The sequence below is a fragment of the Candidatus Epulonipiscium sp. genome (genome assembly GCA_012519205.1).
Taxonomy (GTDB): Bacteria; Bacillota; Clostridia; order Lachnospirales; family Defluviitaleaceae; genus JAAYQR01.
Genome location: JAAYQR010000010.1, coordinates 1 through 23,481 on the forward strand (window position 1 = coordinate 1; position 23,481 = coordinate 23,481).

Genomic DNA, 23,481 nt, shown 5'->3' on the forward strand with positions numbered 1-23,481 from the left:
AAAAGGCTCTTCTACAATGGATATTGCAAAAGTCCTAAAAGAAAAAGAGTTGATTACAAATGAACTCATTTTTAGGTTCAAGAGTAAATACTTTAAATATGATGGGAAATTTAAGGAAGGTAAGTTTGCTTTGTCTACAAATATGTCTGAGGAAGAAATTATGGAAATTTTGACTTCTGTAGGTGTCAAGGCAGAAGGAATAAAATTTACAATCCCCGAAGGATACACCATAGAAAAGATAGCCCAGACTCTAGAAGAAAAAGAGATAGCAAAGAAAGATGATTTTATGAAGGCTATTAAGGAGACAAAATACGATTATGAATTTTTATCACAAATCCCAGAGAGAAGTAATTTTCTTGAAGGTTATTTGTTTCCAGATACCTATGAAATTAGAAAAGATAGTGAGCCTTCTGAGATCATAAGCAAAATGCTTAACAGGTTTGACGAAATTGTGAAACCAGAGTATTATAATAGAGCAGAAGAACTAGGATATACTATGGATGAGGTCATTATCATTGCTTCCATAATAGAACAAGAAGCAAAAAGGGATGAAGAACGCCCTAAAATAGCTGGTGTAATATACAACCGTCTAAACATAGATATGAATTTGCAGATGTGTTCTACAGTGATGTATGCTTTAGGAAAACGAAAAGATCGTCTTCTTTACAAAGACTTGGAAATAGAATCGCCATACAATACCTATTTATATGATGGTATTCCTGTAGGCCCCATATGTAATCCAGGGGAGGCATCCATTAAAGCTGCCCTCTATCCAGAAAAACATGATTATTACTATTTTGTATTAATGGATGAGGAGACGGGGGAGCATGTGTTTACAGAAACTGGGGATGAACATAATGCGGCTAAACAAAAGTATAACCAAAAATTCTAGGAGAAACAATAAAGACGAAAGAAAACTCTTTCGTCTTTATAAATTATAAAAGGTGGACGAAAATGAGTGAAATAAATTACGATTATATTAATGAATTTATTAGAGAAATAATTCCTAAGGACTTAGGAATATTGGGAAAAATAGAAAGAGAAGCTAAGGAAACTAATTTACCTATAGTTCAAAAAGAAGTTGCACAATTGATTTCATTTTTATTATCTGTTAAGAAACCCGAAAACATATTAGAGATAGGGACGGCTGTGGGATATTCATCAATTTTAATGAGTAATTATTTAAAACCTCAGGGAAAAATAACTACTATAGAAAGATATGATATTATGCAAAGGGCTGCTAGGGAGAACATAAAAATGGCAGGTCTTGAAGAAACAATTAATCTTATTGAAGGGGATGCCCAGGAAGTTTTACCTACACTTAAAGCTACCTTTGATGTGATATTTATGGATGCTGCCAAGGGCCAATATAACATATTTCTTCCCCATTGCATAAGACTATTAAAAGATGATGGAATAATCATTGCGGATAATGTATTACATAAAGGAAACATAGCTAAGTCTAGATATGATATTCCAAGGAGACAAAGAACAATACACAAAAGAATGCGCAATTTTTTATGGGAAATAATGCATAATAATGATTTGAATTCCTGTGTACTTCCTATGGGAGATGGAGTAGCATTATGCTATAAGAAAACTAGAAAGGAAGAAATCCATGTTTGAGATACAAAAAAAACCTGAACTTCTTGCTCCGGCAGGAAATTTAGATATACTTAAAACAGCTATTTCCTATGGTGCCGATGCAGTTTATATAGGAGGCAACCAGTATGGCCTAAGGGCAAAGGCTAAAAACTTTTCAATGGAAAAAATGGCAGAAGGTATTAAGTATGCCCATAAAAACAATGTAAATGTATATGTAACAGCTAATATTATTGCACATAACCAGGACTTATCAGGTCTTGAAGATTATTTTAAGGAATTAGAGGCTATGGGGGTGGATGCTCTTATAGTTGCGGATCCTGGAATTTTTAGCATAGCAAAACAAACAATTCCTAATATGCCAATCCATATAAGCACCCAAGCTAATAATACAAACTATCAATCTGTATTGTTTTGGCATAAACAAGGAGTTGAAAGGGTAGTTGTGGCAAGGGAATTATCCCTAAAGGAAATAGCAGAAATAAGAAGTCATGCGCCTTTGACCCTAAGTATCGAAGCTTTTGTCCATGGGGCAATGTGTATATCTTATTCGGGAAGATGTCTTCTTAGTAACTATATGGCCGATAGGGATGCAAACAAAGGGGATTGTGCCCAATCCTGTCGTTGGAGATATCATTTGGTAGAAGAAACAAGGCCAGAAGAGTATATGCCCGTAGAAGAAAATGAAAGAGGAACCTATATATATAATTCTAAGGATTTATGTATGATTGACCATATTCCTGACTTAATAAAGGCAGGTATTGACAGTTTTAAAATAGAAGGAAGAATGAAAACTGCATTTTATGTGGGTTCAGTCGTGAAAATTTATAGGGAAGCAATGGATGATTATTTTAAGGACCCCAATTTATATACATCAAAAAGGGCCTATTATTTAGAAGAAGTATCAAAGTTCAGCCATAGGGATTACACCAAGGGGTTTTACTTTAGTAGGCCACTGGGCACTGAACAAATATATACCCATAATACTTACCTCAGGGGATATAGCTTTGCAGGGACAGTTACAGATTATGATGAAGACTCAAAACTTGTTACGATAGAGCAAAGAACAAAATTTTCGGTAGGAGAAGAAATTGAGTTTATCCCCTTTAAGGGTTCCTCTTTTAAACAAAAAATAGAAACCCTGTTAGATGAGGAGGGAAATGAAATACAATCAGCACCCCATCCAAAGCAAATAGTTAGATTAAAAGTATCACAACCAGTTGAAAAGAATATATTAATAAGAAAAGAAGATTCCGAAAAAGAAATATAAAAATTAAATATTATGAAAGACAGGCACATCTAAGCAAAAGGATTCATACAATAAAAAAGAACCTTTTAGCGGAGGTGTGTTTTTTGTTCTTAGGATTATTGCAATTTGTATTTTCTTTTTCATATTTTACAGGTAGTTCATCCTTTCCACAGCCTCTTACCCAAGAGGAGGAAAAATATTATCTTGAACAGTACAAGGAAGGAGATTGTATTGCAAAGAATGTTTTAATTGAAAGGAACTTACGATTAGTTGCTCATATTGTAAAGAAATACACCAATATCAATAAGGATATGGATGATCTAATTTCAATCGGAACCATAGGGCTGATTAAGGCAATATCTTCCTATGACATTGACAAAGGAACCCGGCTGGCAACCTATGCCGCAAGATGCATTGAAAATGAAATTTTAATGAGCATCCGTTCAAGTAAAAAACAAAGAAATGAAATATCCCTACAAGCCCCCATAGGTATAGATAAGGAAGGAAATGAAATAGCATTAATAGATATTTTATACAATGATACAGAATCCGTATTGGATCAGGTGGATTTTAAGATAAAATTAAAAAAGTTATATGAAAAAATGACAACCGTATTAAAAAGAAGGGAAAAAGATGTTATTAAGATGAGATATGGATTAGAAAATGGTAATGAAAAAACCCAAAGAGAAATTGCAGACATACTGGGAATATCCCGTTCCTATGTATCTAGGATAGAAAAAAAAAGCAATAAAAAAGTTAAGTGAAGAACTTGTAAAATAAAAGTGTTGATGAATTTATCAACACTTTTATTTTACAAGATTTCTCAAAGGGTAATCTTAGGAGAGTATATAATTATTTACATTTATAATATTTAGTGCTATTATATAAAAAAGACTTATATTATTAAATAACAGTCCACATTAATGGGGGTGCTTAAGCAACATAGCCTGTGTTTAAAATTACCCTTGTACAAAATACATAGAAATAAGATAAGATTTACCAAAAACAATAGAGTTTTTGAAAACATTGTATAAATTTATTTACATAAAATTAGAAGATTGCTATAATGAATACATAATTTAAACGAACATACTATAGAGGGGTATAAAATGAAAAGGGTAGAGAAGAGAAAATTGGGAGATTTGCTAGTTGAAGCAGATATGCTGACGGCAGAACAATTAAAAGAAGCATTAAGGGAACAGGCGCAGACCGGAAAAAAGATTGGAGAAATATTAGTAGAAAAGGGTTGGGTAACTGAACAAAACATAGTGGAAGTTCTAGAATTCCAATTGGGTATTCCACATGTGGATTTAACAAAGTATGTTATTGACCCTAAAGTTACTGCTATGATCAATGAGAGCCTGGCAAAAAGACATATGCTAATTCCTATTCAAATTGAAAACAACAGGATAGTAGTGGCGATGAGCGATCCTTTGAATGTTTTTGCCCTAGATGATATAAAAATCACCACTAAGATGGAAGTTATGCCCGTTATTGCTAGTCTTCCTGATGTCAAACAGGCGATAGATAGAATGTATGGGGCAAGCAAGACTGCCAGCATAGCAGCAGAATTCCAAAAACAAATGCAGGATAAAATCAAAAAACAGGCCACTATGGATGACAGTGTAGAAGACGAAGAAGATGTTTTAAATTCTCCTGCAGTAAAATTAGTTAATAGCTTTATTGAACAGGCAATAAGAAGAAATGCCAGCGATATACATATAGAACCCTTTGAGGATTATGTAAGAGTTAGATTAAGGGTGGACGGTCAATTACAAGAAATATTAAGAACCGAGTTATCTACTTTAAATGCAATGGTTACTAGGATAAAGATTCTAGGGAAAATGAATATTGCTGAAAAAAGACTTCCCCAAGATGGACGGATAGGGGTTACCCTCGAAAATAACCAATTAGACCTAAGGGTAAACGTTCTTCCAACTATTTACGGCGAAAAGGTTGTTATACGTTTGATTTATAGAACAGGAATGCAGCTTAGAAAAGAGCAACTAGGATTTTGTTCAGATGACCTAGACCGATTTGTGAGTTTGCTTAAAAATCCCCATGGTATTATATTGCTTACAGGTCCTACCGGTAGTGGTAAGTCTACAACCCTAGCAACAGCCCTAAGGGAGTTAAATAAGCCCAATGTAAATATCATTACGGTAGAGGATCCGGTAGAGAATATGATTGATGGGGTCAATCAGGTTCATGTAAATGTAAAGGCAGGATTAACTTTTGCCAGTGCCCTAAGGGCAATCCTTCGTCAAGACCCCGATATCGTTATGATAGGGGAAATGAGGGATAACGAAACCTGTAATATAGCAGTTAGGGCAGCTATTACAGGGCATTTAGTTCTTAGTACCTTGCATACCAACGACGCCCCAAGCTCTATAACCCGTATGATGGATATGGGCATAGAACCCTTTATGGTAGCCACTGCTGTACAGGGTATTATAGCGCAGAGGCTAGTTAGGCGCATATGTAAAAATTGCAGAACGGCAGTTTCCCTTACAGAAGAAGAAGCTGAGATTATGAATGTGCCCAAACAAACAGTAGTATATAAGGGCAATGGATGCCAGGTCTGTAATAAGACAGGGTATAAAGGTAGGATGGCTATTCATGAGGTCATGGAACTTAATCCGGAACTTAGGGAACTTATTGCAAAAGGAGCAAATGCTGCAGAACTAAAAGAGGCCGCTATGAGGAATGGGATGCATACCCTTTGGGATAATGCCAAAAGAAATGTACTAGAAGGAAAAACCACTGTTGAGGAACTTCTAAGAGTTGCTTACGGTCAAGATTAGGAGGAAGTAAATGGATATTGACAAATTACTTACATTTGGCTCTCAGTCTAATGCGTCGGATATACATATTACGGTTGGAGTACCGCCGATTTTTCGTATCAATGGTAAATTGGTTCCTATTGATATGCCAAAGCTTTCCCCGACTGATACCGAAGAAGTAGTAATGCAGCTTCTAAAAAACTCAAAAAGAAAAGAGATTTTCCATAGAGAAGGAGAACTGGACTTTTCTTACGCCGTACCTAAAATTGGGCGTTTTAGGGTAAATGTCTATAGACAAAGAGGTACCTGTGCAGCTGCCTTAAGAACTGTAGCCATTGATATCCCTAGTCTAGAAGAATTGAAAATGCCTGCAGTTATTGGGGATTTATCAAAGCATGCCAGGGGACTTGTATTAGTGACGGGACCTACAGGAAGCGGGAAGTCTACAACCCTAGCTGCAATGATTGATAAGATAAACAATGAAAGGGCATGCCATATACTTACCCTAGAAGATCCTATAGAGTATCTTCATAAGCATAAACAAAGCATTGTGAATCAAAGAGAAATAGGACCGGATACGAAGTCTTACAGTGCAGCTCTTAGGTCTGCACTTCGGGAAGACCCCGACGTTATTCTAGTTGGGGAAATGAGGGATTTGGAAACCATAGCCATTGCCATTACGGCTGCAGAAACCGGCCACCTTGTTTTGTCCACCCTTCATACCATAGGGGCTGCCCAAACTGTAGATAGAGTCATTGACGTATTCCCGACGGAACAGCAAGAGCAAATTAGAATTCAATTGGCGAATGTATTAAGAGGGGTTATATCCCAGCAGCTTCTTAAAACCAGGGATGGGAAGGGAAGGATTGCCGCTACGGAAATCATGGTAACTACTCCTGCAATTTCTAATTTAATCCGAGAAGGAAAAAGCCATCAGATACATTCTATGATTCAAACAGGTAATATCCATGGAATGCATTCCATGGATATGGATTTGGCAAATCTATATAAGCAAGGAAAAATTGAAAGACAGGATGCCTTAACCTGTGCTCAAGACCAGGAAACTATTCGAAGACTTTTAGGAATAGGATAAGGAGGATGTATTATGCCAATTTATTCATATAAGGCAAGAGATATAAAAGGCAAATTAATAACGGGAGAAGGGGATTTTGATTCAGAGGCGGAAATTAGAAGTACCTTAGTAGGAAGAAAATTAATACCAATAGAAATCAAACAAAAAACCGCCTTAAATACAGACTTATCCAAGCTTCCCATGTTCAAACCTAAGGTAAAAATGCAGGAAATAGCAATATTTTGTAGGCAATTTGCGGTTATGCTTGATGCTGGTATCTCCATAGGGGGTACCTTGGATATCATGAGAAAGCAGGTAGATAATGCCACATTAAGGGAAATAATACAAGATATCAATGATGAGGTCCAAAAGGGTCGAAGTCTTTCAGAATCCATGAAGGAACATCCTGAATTCCCTCTTTTGCTTATTAATATGGTGGAGGCAGGGGAGGTCAGCGGTAACCTTGACTCGGCTATGAACCAAATGGCAATTCATTTTGAAAAACAAATGAAAACCCAAAGGCAGGTAAAAAAGGCATTGACCTATCCCGTCATCGTAGTAGTCTTAATGATAGTAGTTGTTACAGGACTTTTGATGTTTGTAGTTCCAAGCTTTGTTTCGATGTTCCAGGAGGCAAGTGCAGAACTTCCCGGAGTTACCCTGGCCCTTATAGCCATGAGTGATTTTATGAGAAGTAAATGGTACATATTGTTTGGAATCATAGCCTTAGTAGTTATAACCTATAATCGTCTAAAAAAGATTGATAAGGTTAGATACCAATTAGATAAATATGCCTTAAATGCACCGGCATTTGGAAACCTTAATAAAAAAATTATCACTGCAAATTTTTGTAGAACCCTTAGTACATTAATGAAGGCAGGGATTCCTATTATACAAACCATGGAGGTCATCAAAAAGGTTGTGCAAAACACCATAGCCATGGAGGTCCTTGAAAAATGTATAGAGGATATTAAACAGGGAGGAAGCATTGCTATCTCTCTTAGGGAATCTAGTTTATTTCCTGTTATGTTAATTAGTATGGTTCATATTGGTGAAGAATCCGGTTCATTAGATACTATAATGGATAAAACTGCAGATTTTTATGAAGGAGAAGTAGAAGTGGCTATTGATCAGATGACCACTATGATATCTCCCATCATTACCATAGTTATGGGGGTAATGGTAGGATTTATCATGTTAGCTATTGTAATGCCAATGTTTAGCCTGGCGACTCAAATCTAATTCCACAGCATATATATATTTATTTATATATATATATATATTAAGTAAAGGAGGTGAAAACAATGGGCAGTATTAATTGTAATTCTAAAAAAGTTAAAAATAAGGGGGAAGATGTAAATATGTTAAAAAAACTATTTAAAGATCAAAAAGGCTTCACGATGATTGAATTAATCATAGTAATTGCGATAATTGCGATTATCGGGGCTATCCTAGCACCAAACTTTGCTAAAGTAACAACAAAATCAAAGGTTAAGGCAGATCTTGCTTCCATAAGGGAAGTTAATAGACAACTAGCCTTATACAATGCAGAAAAGGGGTCCTATCCAGTAGGAAAAGATACAAGTACCTTTACCACTATAGGAACAGCAGGATTTAAAGTGTTAGTAGATGAACATTATCTAGACAAATCACCACAACCTCAAACAAAGGGACTCGCATTTAAATATGATGACTCTACAGGGAGAGCTTGGATTGCTAAAGATACTCCAAGTGCCGATGTAAATGATGCAGTTAATGGATTGGCTACAGGTGATAAAGAATTCTTTGCAACTGGAAGCTGGTAAAATCTATTTATCCTTATCAGATACATTTGTATCTGATAAGGCTTTCAAACAATGAAAGGATAAAGAACATGTATATTCTTATATTTATTTTAGGTCTAATCATCGGTAGTTTCCTAAATGTATGTATTTTTAGGATTCCTAATAAACAATCCATAGCTTTCCCCCCATCCCATTGTTTCCATTGCAATCATTCCCTTGGGGTTTTGGATTTGTTTCCAGTGTTAAGCTTTGTATTTCTAAGGGGCAAATGCAGATATTGTCGCAGCAAAATCAGTATTCAATACCCAATCATTGAGTTAGTAAATGGGTTGCTTTATCTATCCTTATTTATTAAATTTGGTTTAAGTGTTTATTTTATTTTTTATGCTTTGTTTGGTTCCTTATTACTTGTTATTGCAATGATTGATATAAAAACAGAAACCATACCCAATGCCACTATTATTTTTGGATTAATATTAGGAATTATTTATATTATTATAATGGCTTTTACTTCTTATTCGTGGATAGGTATTAAAGATGGGATTTTGGGATTTTTTACAGGGAGCTTGATTATATTTTTGATTATTCTTATTTCTCGTGGGGGTATGGGAGCGGGGGATATGAAGTTAATGGGAGTTGTGGGACTATTCCTAGGATATAAAGGAGTCATAGTAACTCTTTTTTTTGGAATTATTGCAGGGGGGATTGCAGGAGTTTTACTTTTATTAACTAAGGTAAAAAGTAGAAAAGCAACCATTCCCTTTGGACCTTTTTTAGTACTAGGAACTTTTATCACATTATATTGGGGAGAGTTTATTTTAAATTGGTATTTATCTCTATAATCATTTTTAACCTAGGTGGTGGATGGAGGGTAATATGAAAAAATATACAAGATATATTAATAATACAGGCTTTACCCTTATAGAAGTAATCATAGCATTGGCCCTTATGTCAATCATAGGGAGCATTGTGATTCCTACATCGGGAATAGTCCATAGAAGCCGCCTTAAAAATGTAGCTTCCCAAATATCAATGGATATCAGTAAAGTCCGTTTTTTTGCTCAGACCCACAATAATGGTAGGGATCCGATTACAAACAAATATGGGTATAGGATAGTATTTCAATACCCCACGGGGACGGATGAATATTATAAGGCTTATGAGCTAATAGGAAATCAGTTAGATGAGATGCCTCCTGATTTAGATGATGCGATATTGATAAGACCGATTTTTAGCGATGGAGCCAGTGAAAAATTGATTAAAGAAATCCAGTTCACTGAAAGAGGAAAAATTAGATTATGGTATCATGATGATAGCATAGGTGAGAACCCAGTCCTTATAGGGTCAGACAAGAAAATAAAAATCATACTTAAATCAGATAAGTTTTATAAGGAAGTTCATGTGGAACCATTAACCGCTAGGACATTGGTTACCGATTAATAAAGTAGGTGGGTATATGTTAAGCATTAGAAATATTTGTAATGGGGATAAAGGCTTTACAATGATAGAACTTCTAATTGGCCTAGCTCTTTTTAGCATACTTTCCCTTGGGCTTTGGAGTATCTTAGACCACGCAACCAGAAATTCCGAAAGAACACAGCTACAGATAGAAACCGTGGAAAATGCCCGGGTTGCTCTGGACTTTATGGTGGAAGAAATAAGAAGGGCAGAAAATATAAAAATCAAATATCCCGAAGGCCCCTTAAGTCTTGATATAGATGGGGATGGAGATTATATTATTGGTTCTTCTTCTCCCGATGTCGAATTTGAATTTGATAGGGCAAAGGGTCAAATAAAATATAATAGCATTGTATTAGTTGACGATATCGAAGAATTGGGCTTTTCTCCAGATGACTTTGACAGCAACCTAGATGGAGTTTATGATAAAAATTTAATTATACATATTAAAACAAAAAAACCTGCTAATATATTAGGCACAGATATACTATATGATATTAAGGGGGAAGTTTCAGTTAAATACAAATCAAATATATTAGTAACCTATTAAATGTATTAACAGAATAAATTACTTAAATAAGGGGTGTATCAATATGGGACAATCTTTATTGGGGATTGAGATTGGGAACAATAACATGAAGGTAGTTCAAGGCACAAGGAAGGGTAAAATATTAAACCTACTTAATTATGGCATTCAGCCTACTCCCTTGGGGGCTGTAAGGGATGGATTTATTGTAGATATGGATGCCGTTTATTATTCCATTTCTGAGCTTTTGAAAAAGAAAAAGATTACCGAGCAAAATGCAGCAATTATCGTTCAAGGAACATCCATTATAACTAGGGATGTGGTAATGCCCTATATGGAGGAAAAAGAATTAAGGAATATCCTAGATTTCCAAAAGGACGAATACTTTCCAATAGACGTATCGGATTATCAAACAGATTTTAAGATATTAAATGAAATGGAAACAGAAGAAGGAAAACAATTAAATGTCCTTTTGGTGGCTGCACCTAATAATATGATTGCCACTTCCTTAGAATTAATGAACAGATTAAAACTAAGAGCAAAATATATTGATATTGCCTCTAATGCCATTTCAAAACTATATGGATACAAATCCATGGCTAGTGAAATTGAGGAACCCTTTTCCATTATGATATTGGATATAGGGGGGCAGACCACTACTGCCACTATTTTATCGGAAACCAATATATTGTTTAGTCGTACGATTTTGTATGGCTTTGATGAGTTAAACCAAATTATAGTAAATGAATTTGGCGAAGAAGATTATGAACAAATTGAAATGTTCAAAATGAAATATGCTGCTATCCATACTGCAGAATCCGGTGGTTCAGCAGATTTATATGGCAACCTTATAAGTAATATCATCAAACCTGCCATAGATAATAACCTAATCCAAGAAATAAGTCGCTTTTTAGAATTCTATTATTCTAGAAGTAATGCAAGAAGGATAAAAACAATTTACTTAGTAGGTGGGGGGTCCTATTTGAAAAACCTTGATAAGTACATTGGAAAGGTATTTAATATAACTACGAAAAAAGGTGAAATACTAGAAAATATAAATGTAAAAGCTATAAAAGATAGAAAAGAAATAGAAGATGATTTTCTATACTTGGTTAATGCCATAGGATTGATTAATCGTAAGTAGATTGGGGGGAGAAGCTTGAGAGATATTAATTTAATGCCCAGGGAGTATGCCTTAATAGCAAGGAGAAAAAAGTTAAGTATGCTCTTACTTGGGCTAGGAGCTGTTTTAATTGTATTTTTGATTATAGGTATTATGACGCCTTATAATATGATTAAAGAAAGACAAAAAACTTTAGCAGAGCTAAATGCTAGAAAAAATGATGCTAAATATGAAATTATTAACGAGGTAAAACAAGAGTTAAATGACAAAAATCAGGAAAAGGATTCCATAGAAAATCTTATCAATGAAGTGGAAAGAAACTCCATTATAAGTAGAACGACTTTAGATGCTCTAATTGGCCTTCTTCCTCCAGGAATGCATATAGGGAACCTTAATGCAAATGATGATGGTAAATCCATAAAATTAGACGGAACCGCATTAAGGGTAGAAGATGTAGCAGGGTATGTGGTACAGATTAACAATTTGTCTTTTGTAAATAATGTAAGCATGAAATACACTTCAGAAACCATAAAATTAAAAGATAGTAGTAATGAAATTATGGTTGTTAAATATGAATTAAATTTGGACATAAAAGAGCAGGATGGGGGGCTGGATCGTAATGAAGTTTCTCAAGATAAGTAGGTGGGAGATTGTAATCCTTGTGGTTATCCTTATTGTAGGTAGCACAACCCTTTATTACAGATTTCTTTTATCCGATCAACTAACCCAGATTAAGCAATTAGATGAGGATATTCAGGCTGCTAATCAGGAAATCAAATTAAAAGATGCAGAATTAGAAAAGGTTGACGACATAAGAGAAGAAATAGCCCAGATAGGCATTAATATTAATCAATCGGAAATGAAGTTAATCCCATTTAAAGAAACACCCAAAAAAATGATTTTGCTTAATGATTATGTAAAACTCAATAATTTGTATTTAGAAAAGTTGGAGTTTAGCGAACCAGTAGAACAAAGCATAAAAAACAATAAAGATAAGGAATCAGAGGAAATTAATAGTCAAAAGTATTATAAAATTGGTATTAAATTAGAAATCATAGGTCAATATGAAAATTTCAAGGTCTTCCTAGAGGAAATTAAATCAACCATAAAACCTTTTAATATCGATAAGGTTGAAATATCCCCTAAAGATGATGTAGAAGAAGAGTTATACGATGTTTTTAACAAGAAGAACGGTGAATATATCTCTGCTAAAGTAGAACTAAGTACTTATGCATTATCAGGCATGGATAAACAAGAGGGTGATATACTAAATTACAACTTTATGGAATATGAATATAAATATGATAACCCATTTAAGAATATAGAATCTGCAGAGGAACAGATGGAAAAATTAATAAATCACTTAAATGATGGGATATCAAAAGATAATCCCCAAAAGGACACCGAAGATGATAGGACCACTTCTAATCCGACTATAAAAGATTTTAAAATTGCTATAAAAGATGCCTATGCCTCTGGAGATAATTTTTATATCGTAGGTCCTGGAGAATTAGGAGATTATACCATAGTACAAACAAGGACAGAAAAGCCTGTGACCTTTAATCTAACATTAAATCCTACGGGGTATTCATATGGTATAAGAGCTAAAGATCAAGAGGAAAAATTCTACCAAAAGGAAATGCCTTTAGAACAATGTAGACTCATAATAGATTCGACTGTTATGGCAATTAGGAATAACCAGGAATTAAGTAGCAGCATTTATATTACAAACAATACTGGAAAACTCCTTAATGTAGATATAAAAGGTAACTTTACTGAAAAAATATTTATTTATTCTTCCGATGGAACCTTAATAAACCCAGGAGAAACTAAGGGAAATATAGCAGTAGGAGTTCATTAATGAGATTTTTAAGGGGATAATTATATGAATAGAAAGAATCAATTCGTTTATATAGAAAAGGAAGAAGGATTTTCATATATTGAGGTTTTAATTGCCATATCCATACTAGCTATTTGTATTGTGCCCATTCTTTCCATGATATTCAATGCTGCTAAAACCACAATTTCGGGAAAGCAGTATTACGAGGCAGTAATTATGGCGCAAAACCTTAATGAAGAAGTAAAAAAGGAAATAGAAAGAAAGTTAATGAATGAAACACCCCTTGCAACAAACATAGAAGATGTGGAGCAGCTATATTCTTTCTTAGGATATGCTAATCCCAGCGATTTTGAGGCAGAATTTGGGGAAAAATCAGATGTCAGTTTACGAAAATATGATTATGAAGTATATATTAAGAAAATCGACGGAAGCACCGATAAATATAAACTTTTTCAAGATCTTGATGAAGTGTATAAATTTATCCATATCAATAATGATGGAACCATAACTGATTTGCCCGCCCCTCCGTCATTGGCTACGGAGTTAACCCTTTTAGCTACCGATTATCAGGTTTATTTTGCTACATCTCTACCAGGGGCAACTTCTGTAGTAGATACCATGGATTTTGGATATAGCGGTGGATACTGGGAAGAACCAAGTGATACAGATCATATTACAATCAAGTATGAGGCTCCACGAAGGTATGAAATATTAGTGACGGATAATCCAGGCTCAACACCCTTAGCAACTTCAGATATTATTACCCTAAATCTTGATGCTACCAAGGCAGATTCGGATCTAGCTTCTGATAAATTACGGGTAAGGCTAGAAAACAAATCTAAGGCCAATGTCCTATTATCCATTTATCGATTATCAGCTGATTTGGATAAACAAATAGAGGTTTTCCCCATACAAGACAATGTTGATGATTTAGGGGATATTTTTATAGAAAGAAAAACTAAGGTAGTTCCCCAGGGAAGTTATATAATAGGAATAAGAGTTAAGGATAGAAGAAGTTCTAAGGTGCTTAAAGAAATGATAGATATATATGCCCATGATTATAGGATTGCCACATATTAATAGTAAGGGAGGTTAGAATGATGGAGCAATTCTTAAGAAAGCTTTATAAATCCGAAAGAGGAAATGCCATGATACTAGTAATACTTCTTGTATTATGCATGATGCTTATAGGCGGAGCAGTCATGGCGGTATCTTTTTCCCATCACGAGGTAAGTCAGGCATATAAAAGGACATCTAACCTTTATTATTTGGCAGAATCAGGGGCAGAAAAATTGGTGGATAATATCAATAAGATAGTATTAAGCGATATGATTGAATTAATGAAGGAAGCTTCAGAAAAAGCAAAAGATGACGCCTTAGGGATTACGGATGTATCTAATACCGATGCATATAAGAATTTAATATATAACCAAGAAGCTGATGGCTCAAAGCCCCATGAAGGGATATATCATCTAGTCGATAATCATGGGATTTCCCCTGAGGAAGATAAATTGTATGAATACTATTTTAAAAAAGCGGTTTTCGAAAAAATACAAGCTGAAATCGATGGAGTTACTGCAGCCATTGATTTTGAATATGATATTAAGGATGAGAAGAATAAGGCAAATGTAAAAGTAAAGTTGGTTACTATATCTGATACGCCACCCTATGAATTTAGGGTAAACTCTACTGCTACCCTTTATCATCCCACGGGGGATTTATTGTCCGAGATAAAACTAGAGGGAACCGTTTCCCTTTCTGAACTTATCGATCATGAAGAAATCCTCTTAGAGGAATATAAATGGAAAGAGTTTGTACCCAATACATTTAAAACCCCTATACTTACATTTGGGGATTTGGTTGTTACCAATGGGAGTACAGTTAAAATAAAGGATGGAAGTATAAGGGTAAAAGGATATACTCCCCCATCAAAAGGGGAAAAAGGAATGACTGCCTACCCCGAATTAGAGGAATATGGTGGGGTTTATGTAACCCATGGAGGGGAATTGGAGGTAAATGGAGATGTAGTCACCCTTTCAAATCTTCATACTATAAAAAAGTCATCGGAGACTGCGACTAATAAAATCACTGTTAATGGAGATGTAATTGCAGATTCCATATCTATAGAGGATGATTATCCATATCGTCATTTAGATGGTGGTATCCCTAAGGAAAATAATATTAACTTGACCGATAGGGTAACAGGCCAAAATATAGATATCAGCGGGGATGCTTACATTGATAATGACATAGCCATTGATCGTTATGTAAAGGATAGTACCATCAATATAGGGGGCAGTGTCTATGGAATAACGGATAAGGATATTGATACTGGAGATAATCCCAATAAATCCAGTGGGATATATGCAACAGGCTCTGATTCAAAAATAGAAATTGGTCAGCATGCCTTTATACATGGGAATGCATGGATTAGCTTTGATAATGGTGAGAACTTCCACGCCCTTTATGAAAGCATAGGGGAGCCCTTTGAGCAGGTCGGCGATTTAGCAGGGTATACCCCGGGCATAGGTAATGCAAGTGGAGATGCTACTTATCTGGATACAAGAAGTATATTAATTAATCCGAGGAAAGTTATAATTGATATTGCGAATTATTTTTATGCCCCTTATAGGGTAAGTGTAACAGATAAAGGAAGTAGTAATGAAAAGATGTATGAAGGTAACCCAGCTGGGATTACTGCCTTTACTGTTGACCCAGCCATTGATGGTATTATTAATAATCATTCACAGTTTAATGAACAAAATGAAGTTCTTAGTCTATTTTACAAAGGAGACTTTGCCAGTAATTCAATAACTAAAGATAATTTAAAAGCAATAAGTTCATTAAAGGGCAGTGGAAAAGCATGGGAATCAAATATCCCAGATAACGATACCCAAACAATAGCAGATATTATATATGATGCTTCTGGGTATCTAGATAGGGGCAATCCATTTAATAGACAGTATATAAATTCGGGGATTTACTCTTCGGCAAAATATTATCGGGGAATTCAAGGATATATGTTCCTTAAAAGAGATATTTTTTATAAGGATATAAATATAGATGTCTCAGGAAATGTAGAAATTAATAATATGGATTTTAAAGGTGACATTATTTATGATGTAGTATCCGATAAAATTGCACTTTTAAATGAGGATGGTACGGACAAAGCCTGGGAAAAAGATACCCCTGTATACATTTGCAATACAGCAGAAAATGAAAATAAGAAAATCGATATAAAGGAATTCTATGACAACAACAATCCGGTAAAAACAATTATTATAGATAAGGGAAAAGGAAAGATAACCCTTTATTCTAGCGAAGCAAGTAAAAAAGAATTCTACGGAATGATTATTTCTAATGGTGGGGTGGTATTTGATGGCAGTGGAGGTAACCCCGTAAAGAAATTCACTGGGATGATTATTTCAAAAGGAAGAATCCCAATAGATCCAGTAGATAATAAACCAAAAAAGATTTATACCGAAAATTTAGCTATGGGGGATTATGCAGGGATTCTAATTAAAAATGATTTAGAAATCTACCATGACCCTGATGTACTTTTTGATATCAGATGCAAAGAGCGTCATATAAAAAGGGCTATATTAGATTATCTTGGATTAACAAATTATAAAACAAAAACCGATATTAGAGATATCCTAGGGGTTCCCAGTATTGACATAGAAAACATACAAAAGCTGGTAATAAGTCCTGATTCGGTGATAGATGTTACGGATACACAGATATATAAAGGCATTCGTTTTGAACTTAAAACTCTTAAGAAAATAGATTAGGAAATGGAGTGATACCATTGAAAAAGTTTCCACTAAAACTATTAATATGCTTCATACTAATAGGGATTTTATTAACAGGTTGCAGTCTTATAAACACTTCTACTAAAGAAGTAAACACTTTAATAGATAAAGAAGGAAAAGATAATACGAATGAAGAGGATAAGGATATCGAGGAAAATGAAGAGGAAATAGATATACTGGGGGAAGAATTATTAAGGTTTTTTAGGCAATACTACAGTGCCAACGAGGAAGGAATTATAGCCCTTAATGCCTATCCTGTTAATATAAACGATGCCTATGTGGAGTCATATGAAGATTATACGGATAACAGTCTTAAACTCCTAGAAGGTTTTATGACAGAAGGACTGGAAAAAAACTTACAAAAGCCATTCTTTAAAACAGATGTTCACTTTCCACGATTTGTTAAAGTCAATGGTAATGTGATTATTGGATATACGGATGTAAAAGATGTCCACTATAAAATTATAAAAGAAGAGGATAGAGATTTAACCATTGAAGTGGATGTGGATGTAAAGGCTGAAGTTATCACAGAAAAGAAATTTAATGAGTTGTTCGAAAGCGACAAAAAAACAAGATATTTCACAAAAAAGAATGAAAAGGCAGCAATCGAAGACTCGGATAAAGATGAAATTAAAGTAAGATGCTCCTATGTTTTAGAAATACATAAGAACAATATAGAAGAAATATCCCTTTTTACCCTAAAGGAAAAAGGTGAAGTATCAGTTCCGGAAGAAAACAGAAGAAATATTATTAATAATGATTTCCTTAAAAGGATAAACTATTTAGAGAGTGCTCCATTATCCGATGATTTATTAATAAGGGATTTCCTTTATACATTTATGAATCAGGATAAAGATGCTTATCAATATTATCAGTACGCCTTTGATGCCGATGTAGATACTTATAAGGCTATGGTCTATGATTTAGGCATTGAAAATTATCTCTTAGTTGATGAAAAGAATTATCAAAGTCAATTTCCAAATACAATCCTTCCTACAAAGGATGATATTATTTCTATTAATATGTCTAAGGAAGGGATAGACATAAATGTTCATACAGAAACCTCCAAAAAGACGAAGGTTTATATTGTTGATTTTCTTGCAGCTGCTAAACTATCAGATTATAATGCTTCTAACTTAAAATATAGGTATTATATCACCTTAGAACATGATGAAGAATTCAACACAAAAATCACAAGGATTCAATATATTTCTATGAACCCTTCATTTGATGAAACAGAAAATGAATCAGAAGAATCAGGAGAATCAGAAGCAGTAGAAGAAATTACGAACGAAGAATAAAAAATACTACAATGAATTATGCTTAGAGGTGCATCATGCTTAGACAGCTATTTCCTAAAGATTATATAAGATCCATATTTGATTTAAATATTATGGAGCTTAAAAAAAATAAAATAAGAGGATTAATTTTTGATATAGATAATACTCTAGTTCCTTTTGACGTAGCCCATCCTAATCAAAAATTAATCCGTTTTTTTGAAGAATTAAAAGAAGATGGGTTTAAAATTTGTCTGGTATCCAATAATACAAAGGAAAGGGTTATAAAATTCAATGAAGAATTAAAACTTTGTGCCATCCATAAGGCTTCAAAACCTAGGAGCAAAAGCTTTAAAAAGGCAATGGAATTAATGAAAACTAATAAGGACAATACAGTGGTTATTGGAGACCAAGTCTTCACAGATGTGTGGGGAGGAAATAGAGCAGGGCTTATGACAATCTTAGTTGCCCCCGTTAGTGAAAGGGACGAATGGATTACAAAGCTTAAACGTGGATTAGAACGTTCTATCATTAGAATATACGAAGGGCAAAGAGGGAAATAACCATGAATTTAATTGATACAGTAAATGGAAAAACAAAAGTATATGGCTTAATGGGTCATCCTATTGCCCACACCCTATCTCCCTCTATTCATAATAGCCTAGCTAAGATTCTTAACCATGATTTAATCTATGTACCCTTTGATGTTTCCACAAATGGTCTTAAGGAAGCCTTAAATGGTTCTTATGAATTGGGTATTCAGGGATTAAATGTAACCATCCCCCACAAAGAAAAAATAATCCCCCACCTTCTTGAAGTTGAGGGCTATGGAAATCAAATAGGAGCAGTCAATACCTTAAAAAGAAGTGAGGGGGGGTATATCGGGTATAATACAGATGCAGAAGGTCTTCTTCTTTCCTTAATAGAAGAGGGAATCACAATAAAAGATAAAAAAGTTCTTATTATCGGGGCAGGAGGAGCTGCAAGAGCTGCAGCTATGATGGCTGCAAAAGAGAACCCTAAAAAACTGATATTGACCAACCGAACTTTAAGTCGTTGCGAAGAATTGATTGAAGGGGTTTTATCCTTTTATGATGTACCAGCCCAAATGGTATCCCTAGAAACTGCAAATAACCAAATAGAAGCAGATGTATGTATTCAAACCACATCCGTAGGTATGTACCCCAATCAAGAAGAATCCCCCATATATAAGGATGAGTTTTTTAAAAGAATCAGTGCAGCAGTAGACTTGATTTATAACCCTTGGGAAACTATATTTATTAAAAAGGCAAGAGATGCAGGATGTAGGACTATGAATGGTTTTGGAATGCTTTTTTATCAGGCTATCAGGGCTTACGAGATTTGGAATGAAATAAGTATCCCAAAAGATAAACTAGAAAGTTTATTTGCAATATTAAAAGATAAGTTAAACCCCTAGTATTCTGCTTTCCTGAGGAAGGAAGGAACTTTTTGAAAAAGGAAAATGGATTCACTCTTATGGAGCTTATTATTGCTGTAAGTATTATTTCATTTCTTACTGCCATAATATTACCCTCCTTTAGCATACTTGAAAGGGCAGAACTTAAAAAAGCCGCATCGGAACTCAAAATGACTATAATATATGCTCAAAATAAATCAATTAAGGAATCAAAAAGACATTATGTTAAATTTTTTAAGGAGCAGAATGTTTATATTGTAGGCCATGAAATATTTAAGCCCCTTGATAAAAAAATAAACTTAAGTGACAATATTGAAATCGGACAGATGGTATTTAATACCCCTAATAAAATACAATTTACAACCCGGGGAACCTCTGGTTCTAGCGGCACTATTTATTTGCAGTCTAAGAACTTTAAGTTGAAGCTTACAGTGGTACCGGGAACAGGCAGGGTAAAAATATATGCCATAGAAAAAAGATAATTATAAAGAAAAATATGAGGAGGGATTTCTTTGTTAGAAATCAAAAATTACATGGAGGACTTAGTATTTTCGCAACTAAATGGAGTAATTAAAGATGTTCAGGTCTGTGACTGTGAAAAATGCAGAATGGATGTCGCTGCGATTGCCCTTAATTCGCTAAAACCCCATTATATCGTTACCCCTAAAGGAAGGCTTTACACTAAGCTAAATACCCTAGAGCAACAATTCGATGTAGATGTCTTAGCGGCTATAATAAAAGCGGCGATTTTAGTGAAAAGAAATCCCCTACATTCCCAGGATGAATAAGTCTAATATTGTACTAATGGGCTTTATGGGTTGTGGCAAATCAACCATAGGAAAACTTATTTCACAAAAAATCCAATCCGAATTTGTAGACACGGATTTTCTAATCGAAAAAAAGATAGGAATTTCTATATCGAGTTTTTTTGAAAAATACGGGGAAAATAGTTTTAGACAAATAGAAGAAGAAATAATATCTGAAATTGCCCAGGGGAAAAATCAGGTTATTGCCACTGGGGGAGGAATCATAAAAAATTTCAATAATATCTCTAATCTTAGGGCTAATGGAATAATCGTTTACTTAAATGCTTCTCCTTCTCATATTTTTCAAAATTTAAAAGGTGATACCACAAGGCCACTTTTAAATACAAAAGATAAACTAGAAACCATCAATGCTTTACTAAATGAAAGAAAACCCTTATATGAAAGGTATGCTGATATTATAGTAAATGTTAATCATCAATTGATACAGGATATTGTAACTACTATTTTAAGGCATATAGGGGAGGATAAATATGAAAAAAATTCTTGTGATTCATGGACCTAATATAAACTTTTTGGGTATTCGAGAAAAGGGGGTTTACGGAGAGTTAACCTTCGAATTTTTAAATAAGGTATTGGATAAGACTGCAAAAGAAAAGGGATTTCTTATAGAAACCTTCCAATCAAATTCGGAAGGTGCCCTTATTGATAGATTGCAGCAGGCATATTTTGATAAGGTTGATGGTATTGTTATTAATCCCGGTGCATACACCCATTATAGCTATGCTCTTAGGGATGCCATAGCATCGATTCAAATTCCTACGGTAGAAGTACATCTTTCTAATATCCACCAAAGAGAAGACTTTCGCCACCAATCCGTTACTGCTGCAGCATGCATTGGTCAAATTGCAGGTTTTGGCATTAACAGTTATGTTCTTGGAATCCATAGCCTTTGGGAGAAACTTAATAAATAATAGACATCTAAGGAGAGTTTTCATGAATGAAAGAGTGCAAAAAATAAGAGAAAGCATAATAGAGTTTGGGCTGGATGGAATTTTAATTCAAAATCCAGTTAACAGAAGATATTTAAGCGGATTTAGCGGCTCCGCAGGAGTTTTGTATATATCTAAAGAGTCCTCTGTACTGCTTACAGATTTTAGATATATAGAACAAGCCAAAAAGCAAGCCCCCAATTTTAAAATTATAAACCACACCACCCATGGATTTTATAAAGAAATCAATGATTTAATTAAGAAAGAAAATATAAATTTTTTAGGTTTTGAAGCCCATACCATTTCGTATAAGGAGTATGTAGAGTATACCAAGTCCTTAACCGCTGCCATGAAACCTACCTATCATTTGATAGAAAGTTTAAGAATGATAAAGGATGAAACAGAAATAAGCGCTATAAGACAGGCAGCTCATATAGCAGACAAAGCCTTTAGTCACATCCTTTCGTATTTAAGGATTGGGGCAGTTGAAAGGGATATTGCCTTAGAATTAGAATATTTTATGAAAAAGAATGGAGCTTCTGACTTATCCTTTGCTACCATTGTAGCTTCCGGGGCTTTTTCATCCATTCCCCATGCGGTACCTACGGATAAAAAGCTAGAAAATGGGGACTTTCTTGTAATGGATTTTGGGTGCATTTATAAAGGCTATTGTTGCGATATGACTAGGACAGTGGTTATTGGGAAAGCTACAGATAAACATAAGGAAATCTACAATACGGTTTTAACAGCGCAAAAACTGGCCCTAGAAGGGATTAAGCCCTTAAAGACCGGCAAAGAAATGGATAAGATTGCAAGAGAATATATAAAAAGCAGGGGATACGGGGAATATTTTGGTCATGGACTTGGCCATTGTGTTGGAATGGAAGTACACGAAAACCCAAGACTTTCCATAAATGAAGAGGCTAAATTCTACCCTGGAATGATAGTCACCGTAGAACCGGGGATATATATTCCTGGCTTTGGTGGAGTGCGTATCGAAGATTTAGTGGTAATTACAGAGGATGGAATAGACAACCTTACCATATCCCATAAAGAACTCATAGAAATATAATATAAAATAAAAATTAGAATCCATAAAAATAATTGAAAAAAGTCGTATTTTAGTTTACACTATACAAGATATATTACGAATTCTTTAGTAACATTATAAGGAGGAAGATGATGATTTCAGCGGGAGATTTTAGAAATGGTTTGACCATTGAATTTGAAGGTGAACTTTATGTAGTTATTGAGTTTCAACATGTAAAACCAGGAAAAGGTGCGGCTTTTGTAAGAACTAAATTAAGAAATTTAAAATCCGGTGGAGTGACAGAAAAAACTTTCCGTCCAACTGAAAAGGTTCCAAGGGCTCATATTGAAAGAAAAGATATGCAATATTTATACAATGATGGTGAATTATATCATTTCATGGACGTTGAGTCCTATGATCAAATTGCCTTAGAAAAAGATCAACTGGGGGATTCCCTAGAATTCGTAAAGGAAAATGAAATGATAAAAATCCTCTCTCATAAAGGAGTAGTATTCGGTGTAGAGCCACCTTTATTTGTAGAATTGGAAATAACAGAAACAGAACCGGGATTCAAAGGAGATACAGCAACAGGGGCAACCAAACCTGCCATTGTAGAAACAGGGGCAACGGTATATGTACCCCTATTTATAGAAATCGGTTCAAAAATTAAAATAGACACCCGTACCGGTGAATATCTTGGAAGAGTTTAGTTAATGCTATAATGGAGATGC

25 protein-coding genes are annotated in these 23,481 nt (G+C 34.5%); all 25 read left to right on the forward strand.

Annotated elements, in window-relative coordinates; genetic code table 11:
- The coding region (mltG, locus tag GX308_02135; GenBank protein ID NLK20892.1) for an endolytic transglycosylase MltG at window positions 1-892 on the forward strand (892 nt) is incomplete at its 5' end.
- A gap of 62 nt (window positions 893-954) precedes the next feature.
- Window positions 955-1,626 carry an O-methyltransferase gene (locus tag GX308_02140; GenBank protein NLK20893.1) on the forward strand — a complete coding sequence of 224 codons (672 nt, stop codon included), beginning with the start codon at window positions 955-957 and terminating at the stop codon, window positions 1,624-1,626.
- A 1-nt stretch (window position 1,627) separates the two neighbouring features.
- Entirely contained in the window at window positions 1,628-2,872 is a 1,245-nt protein-coding gene (locus GX308_02145; protein ID NLK20894.1) for a U32 family peptidase, read from the forward strand.
- A gap of 98 nt (window positions 2,873-2,970) precedes the next feature.
- A complete protein-coding gene (gene sigK, locus GX308_02150; GenBank protein ID NLK20895.1) occupies window positions 2,971-3,615 on the forward strand; it encodes an RNA polymerase sporulation sigma factor SigK in 645 nt (214 codons plus the stop codon).
- Between the two features lie 345 nt (window positions 3,616-3,960).
- A complete protein-coding gene (gene tadA / locus GX308_02155) occupies window positions 3,961-5,655 on the forward strand; it encodes a Flp pilus assembly complex ATPase component TadA (GenBank protein ID NLK20896.1) in 1,695 nt (564 codons plus the stop codon).
- A gap of 10 nt (window positions 5,656-5,665) precedes the next feature.
- Window positions 5,666-6,727: a type IV pilus twitching motility protein PilT gene (locus tag GX308_02160; GenBank protein NLK20897.1), complete on the forward strand. Its 1,062-nt coding sequence runs from the start codon at window positions 5,666-5,668 to the stop codon at window positions 6,725-6,727.
- Between the two features lie 12 nt (window positions 6,728-6,739).
- Window positions 6,740-7,948 (forward strand): type II secretion system F family protein, encoded by a 1,209-nt coding sequence (locus GX308_02165; protein NLK20898.1) that lies wholly within the window; start codon window positions 6,740-6,742, stop codon window positions 7,946-7,948.
- A gap of 119 nt (window positions 7,949-8,067) precedes the next feature.
- Complete coding sequence (locus GX308_02170) at window positions 8,068-8,511, forward strand: prepilin-type N-terminal cleavage/methylation domain-containing protein (protein ID NLK20899.1); 444 nt, start codon at window positions 8,068-8,070, stop codon at window positions 8,509-8,511.
- Window positions 8,512-8,579: 68 nt separating this feature from the next.
- A complete protein-coding gene (locus tag GX308_02175; GenBank protein ID NLK20900.1) occupies window positions 8,580-9,332 on the forward strand; it encodes a prepilin peptidase in 753 nt (250 codons plus the stop codon).
- Window positions 9,333-9,366: 34 nt separating this feature from the next.
- Window positions 9,367-9,930: a type II secretion system protein gene (locus GX308_02180; GenBank protein NLK20901.1), complete on the forward strand. Its 564-nt coding sequence runs from the start codon at window positions 9,367-9,369 to the stop codon at window positions 9,928-9,930.
- 16 nt (window positions 9,931-9,946) lie between these two features.
- Entirely contained in the window at window positions 9,947-10,498 is a 552-nt protein-coding gene (locus GX308_02185; GenBank protein ID NLK20902.1) for a prepilin-type N-terminal cleavage/methylation domain-containing protein, read from the forward strand.
- A gap of 43 nt (window positions 10,499-10,541) precedes the next feature.
- Complete coding sequence (gene pilM, locus GX308_02190; GenBank protein NLK20903.1) at window positions 10,542-11,618, forward strand: type IV pilus assembly protein PilM; 1,077 nt, start codon at window positions 10,542-10,544, stop codon at window positions 11,616-11,618.
- A gap of 15 nt (window positions 11,619-11,633) precedes the next feature.
- Window positions 11,634-12,239 (forward strand): hypothetical protein, encoded by a 606-nt coding sequence (locus GX308_02195; GenBank protein ID NLK20904.1) that lies wholly within the window; start codon window positions 11,634-11,636, stop codon window positions 12,237-12,239.
- On the forward strand, window positions 12,217-13,458 hold the full coding sequence (locus GX308_02200) for a hypothetical protein (protein ID NLK20905.1): 1,242 nt from the start codon (window positions 12,217-12,219) through the stop codon (window positions 13,456-13,458). Before GX308_02195 ends, GX308_02200 begins: the two co-directional genes overlap by 23 nt.
- Window positions 13,459-13,482: 24 nt before the next feature.
- Window positions 13,483-14,517 (forward strand): hypothetical protein, encoded by a 1,035-nt coding sequence (locus tag GX308_02205; GenBank protein ID NLK20906.1) that lies wholly within the window; start codon window positions 13,483-13,485, stop codon window positions 14,515-14,517.
- 17 nt (window positions 14,518-14,534) lie between these two features.
- Window positions 14,535-17,228: a hypothetical protein gene (locus GX308_02210; GenBank protein NLK20907.1), complete on the forward strand. Its 2,694-nt coding sequence runs from the start codon at window positions 14,535-14,537 to the stop codon at window positions 17,226-17,228.
- Window positions 17,229-17,245: 17 nt separating this feature from the next.
- Complete coding sequence (locus GX308_02215; protein ID NLK20908.1) at window positions 17,246-18,550, forward strand: hypothetical protein; 1,305 nt, start codon at window positions 17,246-17,248, stop codon at window positions 18,548-18,550.
- Window positions 18,551-18,585: 35 nt separating this feature from the next.
- The gene (locus tag GX308_02220; protein ID NLK20909.1) at window positions 18,586-19,089 is read left to right on the forward strand and encodes a YqeG family HAD IIIA-type phosphatase; all 504 of its coding nucleotides are present in this window, start codon (window positions 18,586-18,588) and stop codon (window positions 19,087-19,089) included.
- 2 nt (window positions 19,090-19,091) lie between these two features.
- Window positions 19,092-19,964 (forward strand): shikimate dehydrogenase, encoded by an 873-nt coding sequence (gene aroE / locus GX308_02225; GenBank protein ID NLK20910.1) that lies wholly within the window; start codon window positions 19,092-19,094, stop codon window positions 19,962-19,964.
- Between the two features lie 32 nt (window positions 19,965-19,996).
- Window positions 19,997-20,446, forward strand: a complete 450-nt coding sequence (locus tag GX308_02230) for a type II secretion system protein (GenBank protein ID NLK20911.1) — start codon at window positions 19,997-19,999, stop codon at window positions 20,444-20,446.
- A 30-nt stretch (window positions 20,447-20,476) separates the two neighbouring features.
- On the forward strand, window positions 20,477-20,752 hold the full coding sequence (locus GX308_02235) for a late competence development ComFB family protein (GenBank protein NLK20912.1): 276 nt from the start codon (window positions 20,477-20,479) through the stop codon (window positions 20,750-20,752).
- Window positions 20,745-21,293: a shikimate kinase gene (locus GX308_02240; GenBank protein ID NLK20913.1), complete on the forward strand. Its 549-nt coding sequence runs from the start codon at window positions 20,745-20,747 to the stop codon at window positions 21,291-21,293. Before GX308_02235 ends, GX308_02240 begins: the two co-directional genes overlap by 8 nt.
- A complete protein-coding gene (gene aroQ / locus GX308_02245) occupies window positions 21,262-21,702 on the forward strand; it encodes a type II 3-dehydroquinate dehydratase (GenBank protein ID NLK20914.1) in 441 nt (146 codons plus the stop codon). Before GX308_02240 ends, aroQ begins: the two co-directional genes overlap by 32 nt.
- 22 nt (window positions 21,703-21,724) lie before the next feature.
- Complete coding sequence (locus GX308_02250) at window positions 21,725-22,792, forward strand: aminopeptidase P family protein (protein NLK20915.1); 1,068 nt, start codon at window positions 21,725-21,727, stop codon at window positions 22,790-22,792.
- 110 nt (window positions 22,793-22,902) lie between these two features.
- Window positions 22,903-23,460, forward strand: coding sequence for an elongation factor P (efp, locus tag GX308_02255; protein NLK20916.1), 558 nt, complete (start codon window positions 22,903-22,905; stop codon window positions 23,458-23,460).
- Window positions 23,461-23,481: the final 21 nt, after the last annotated feature.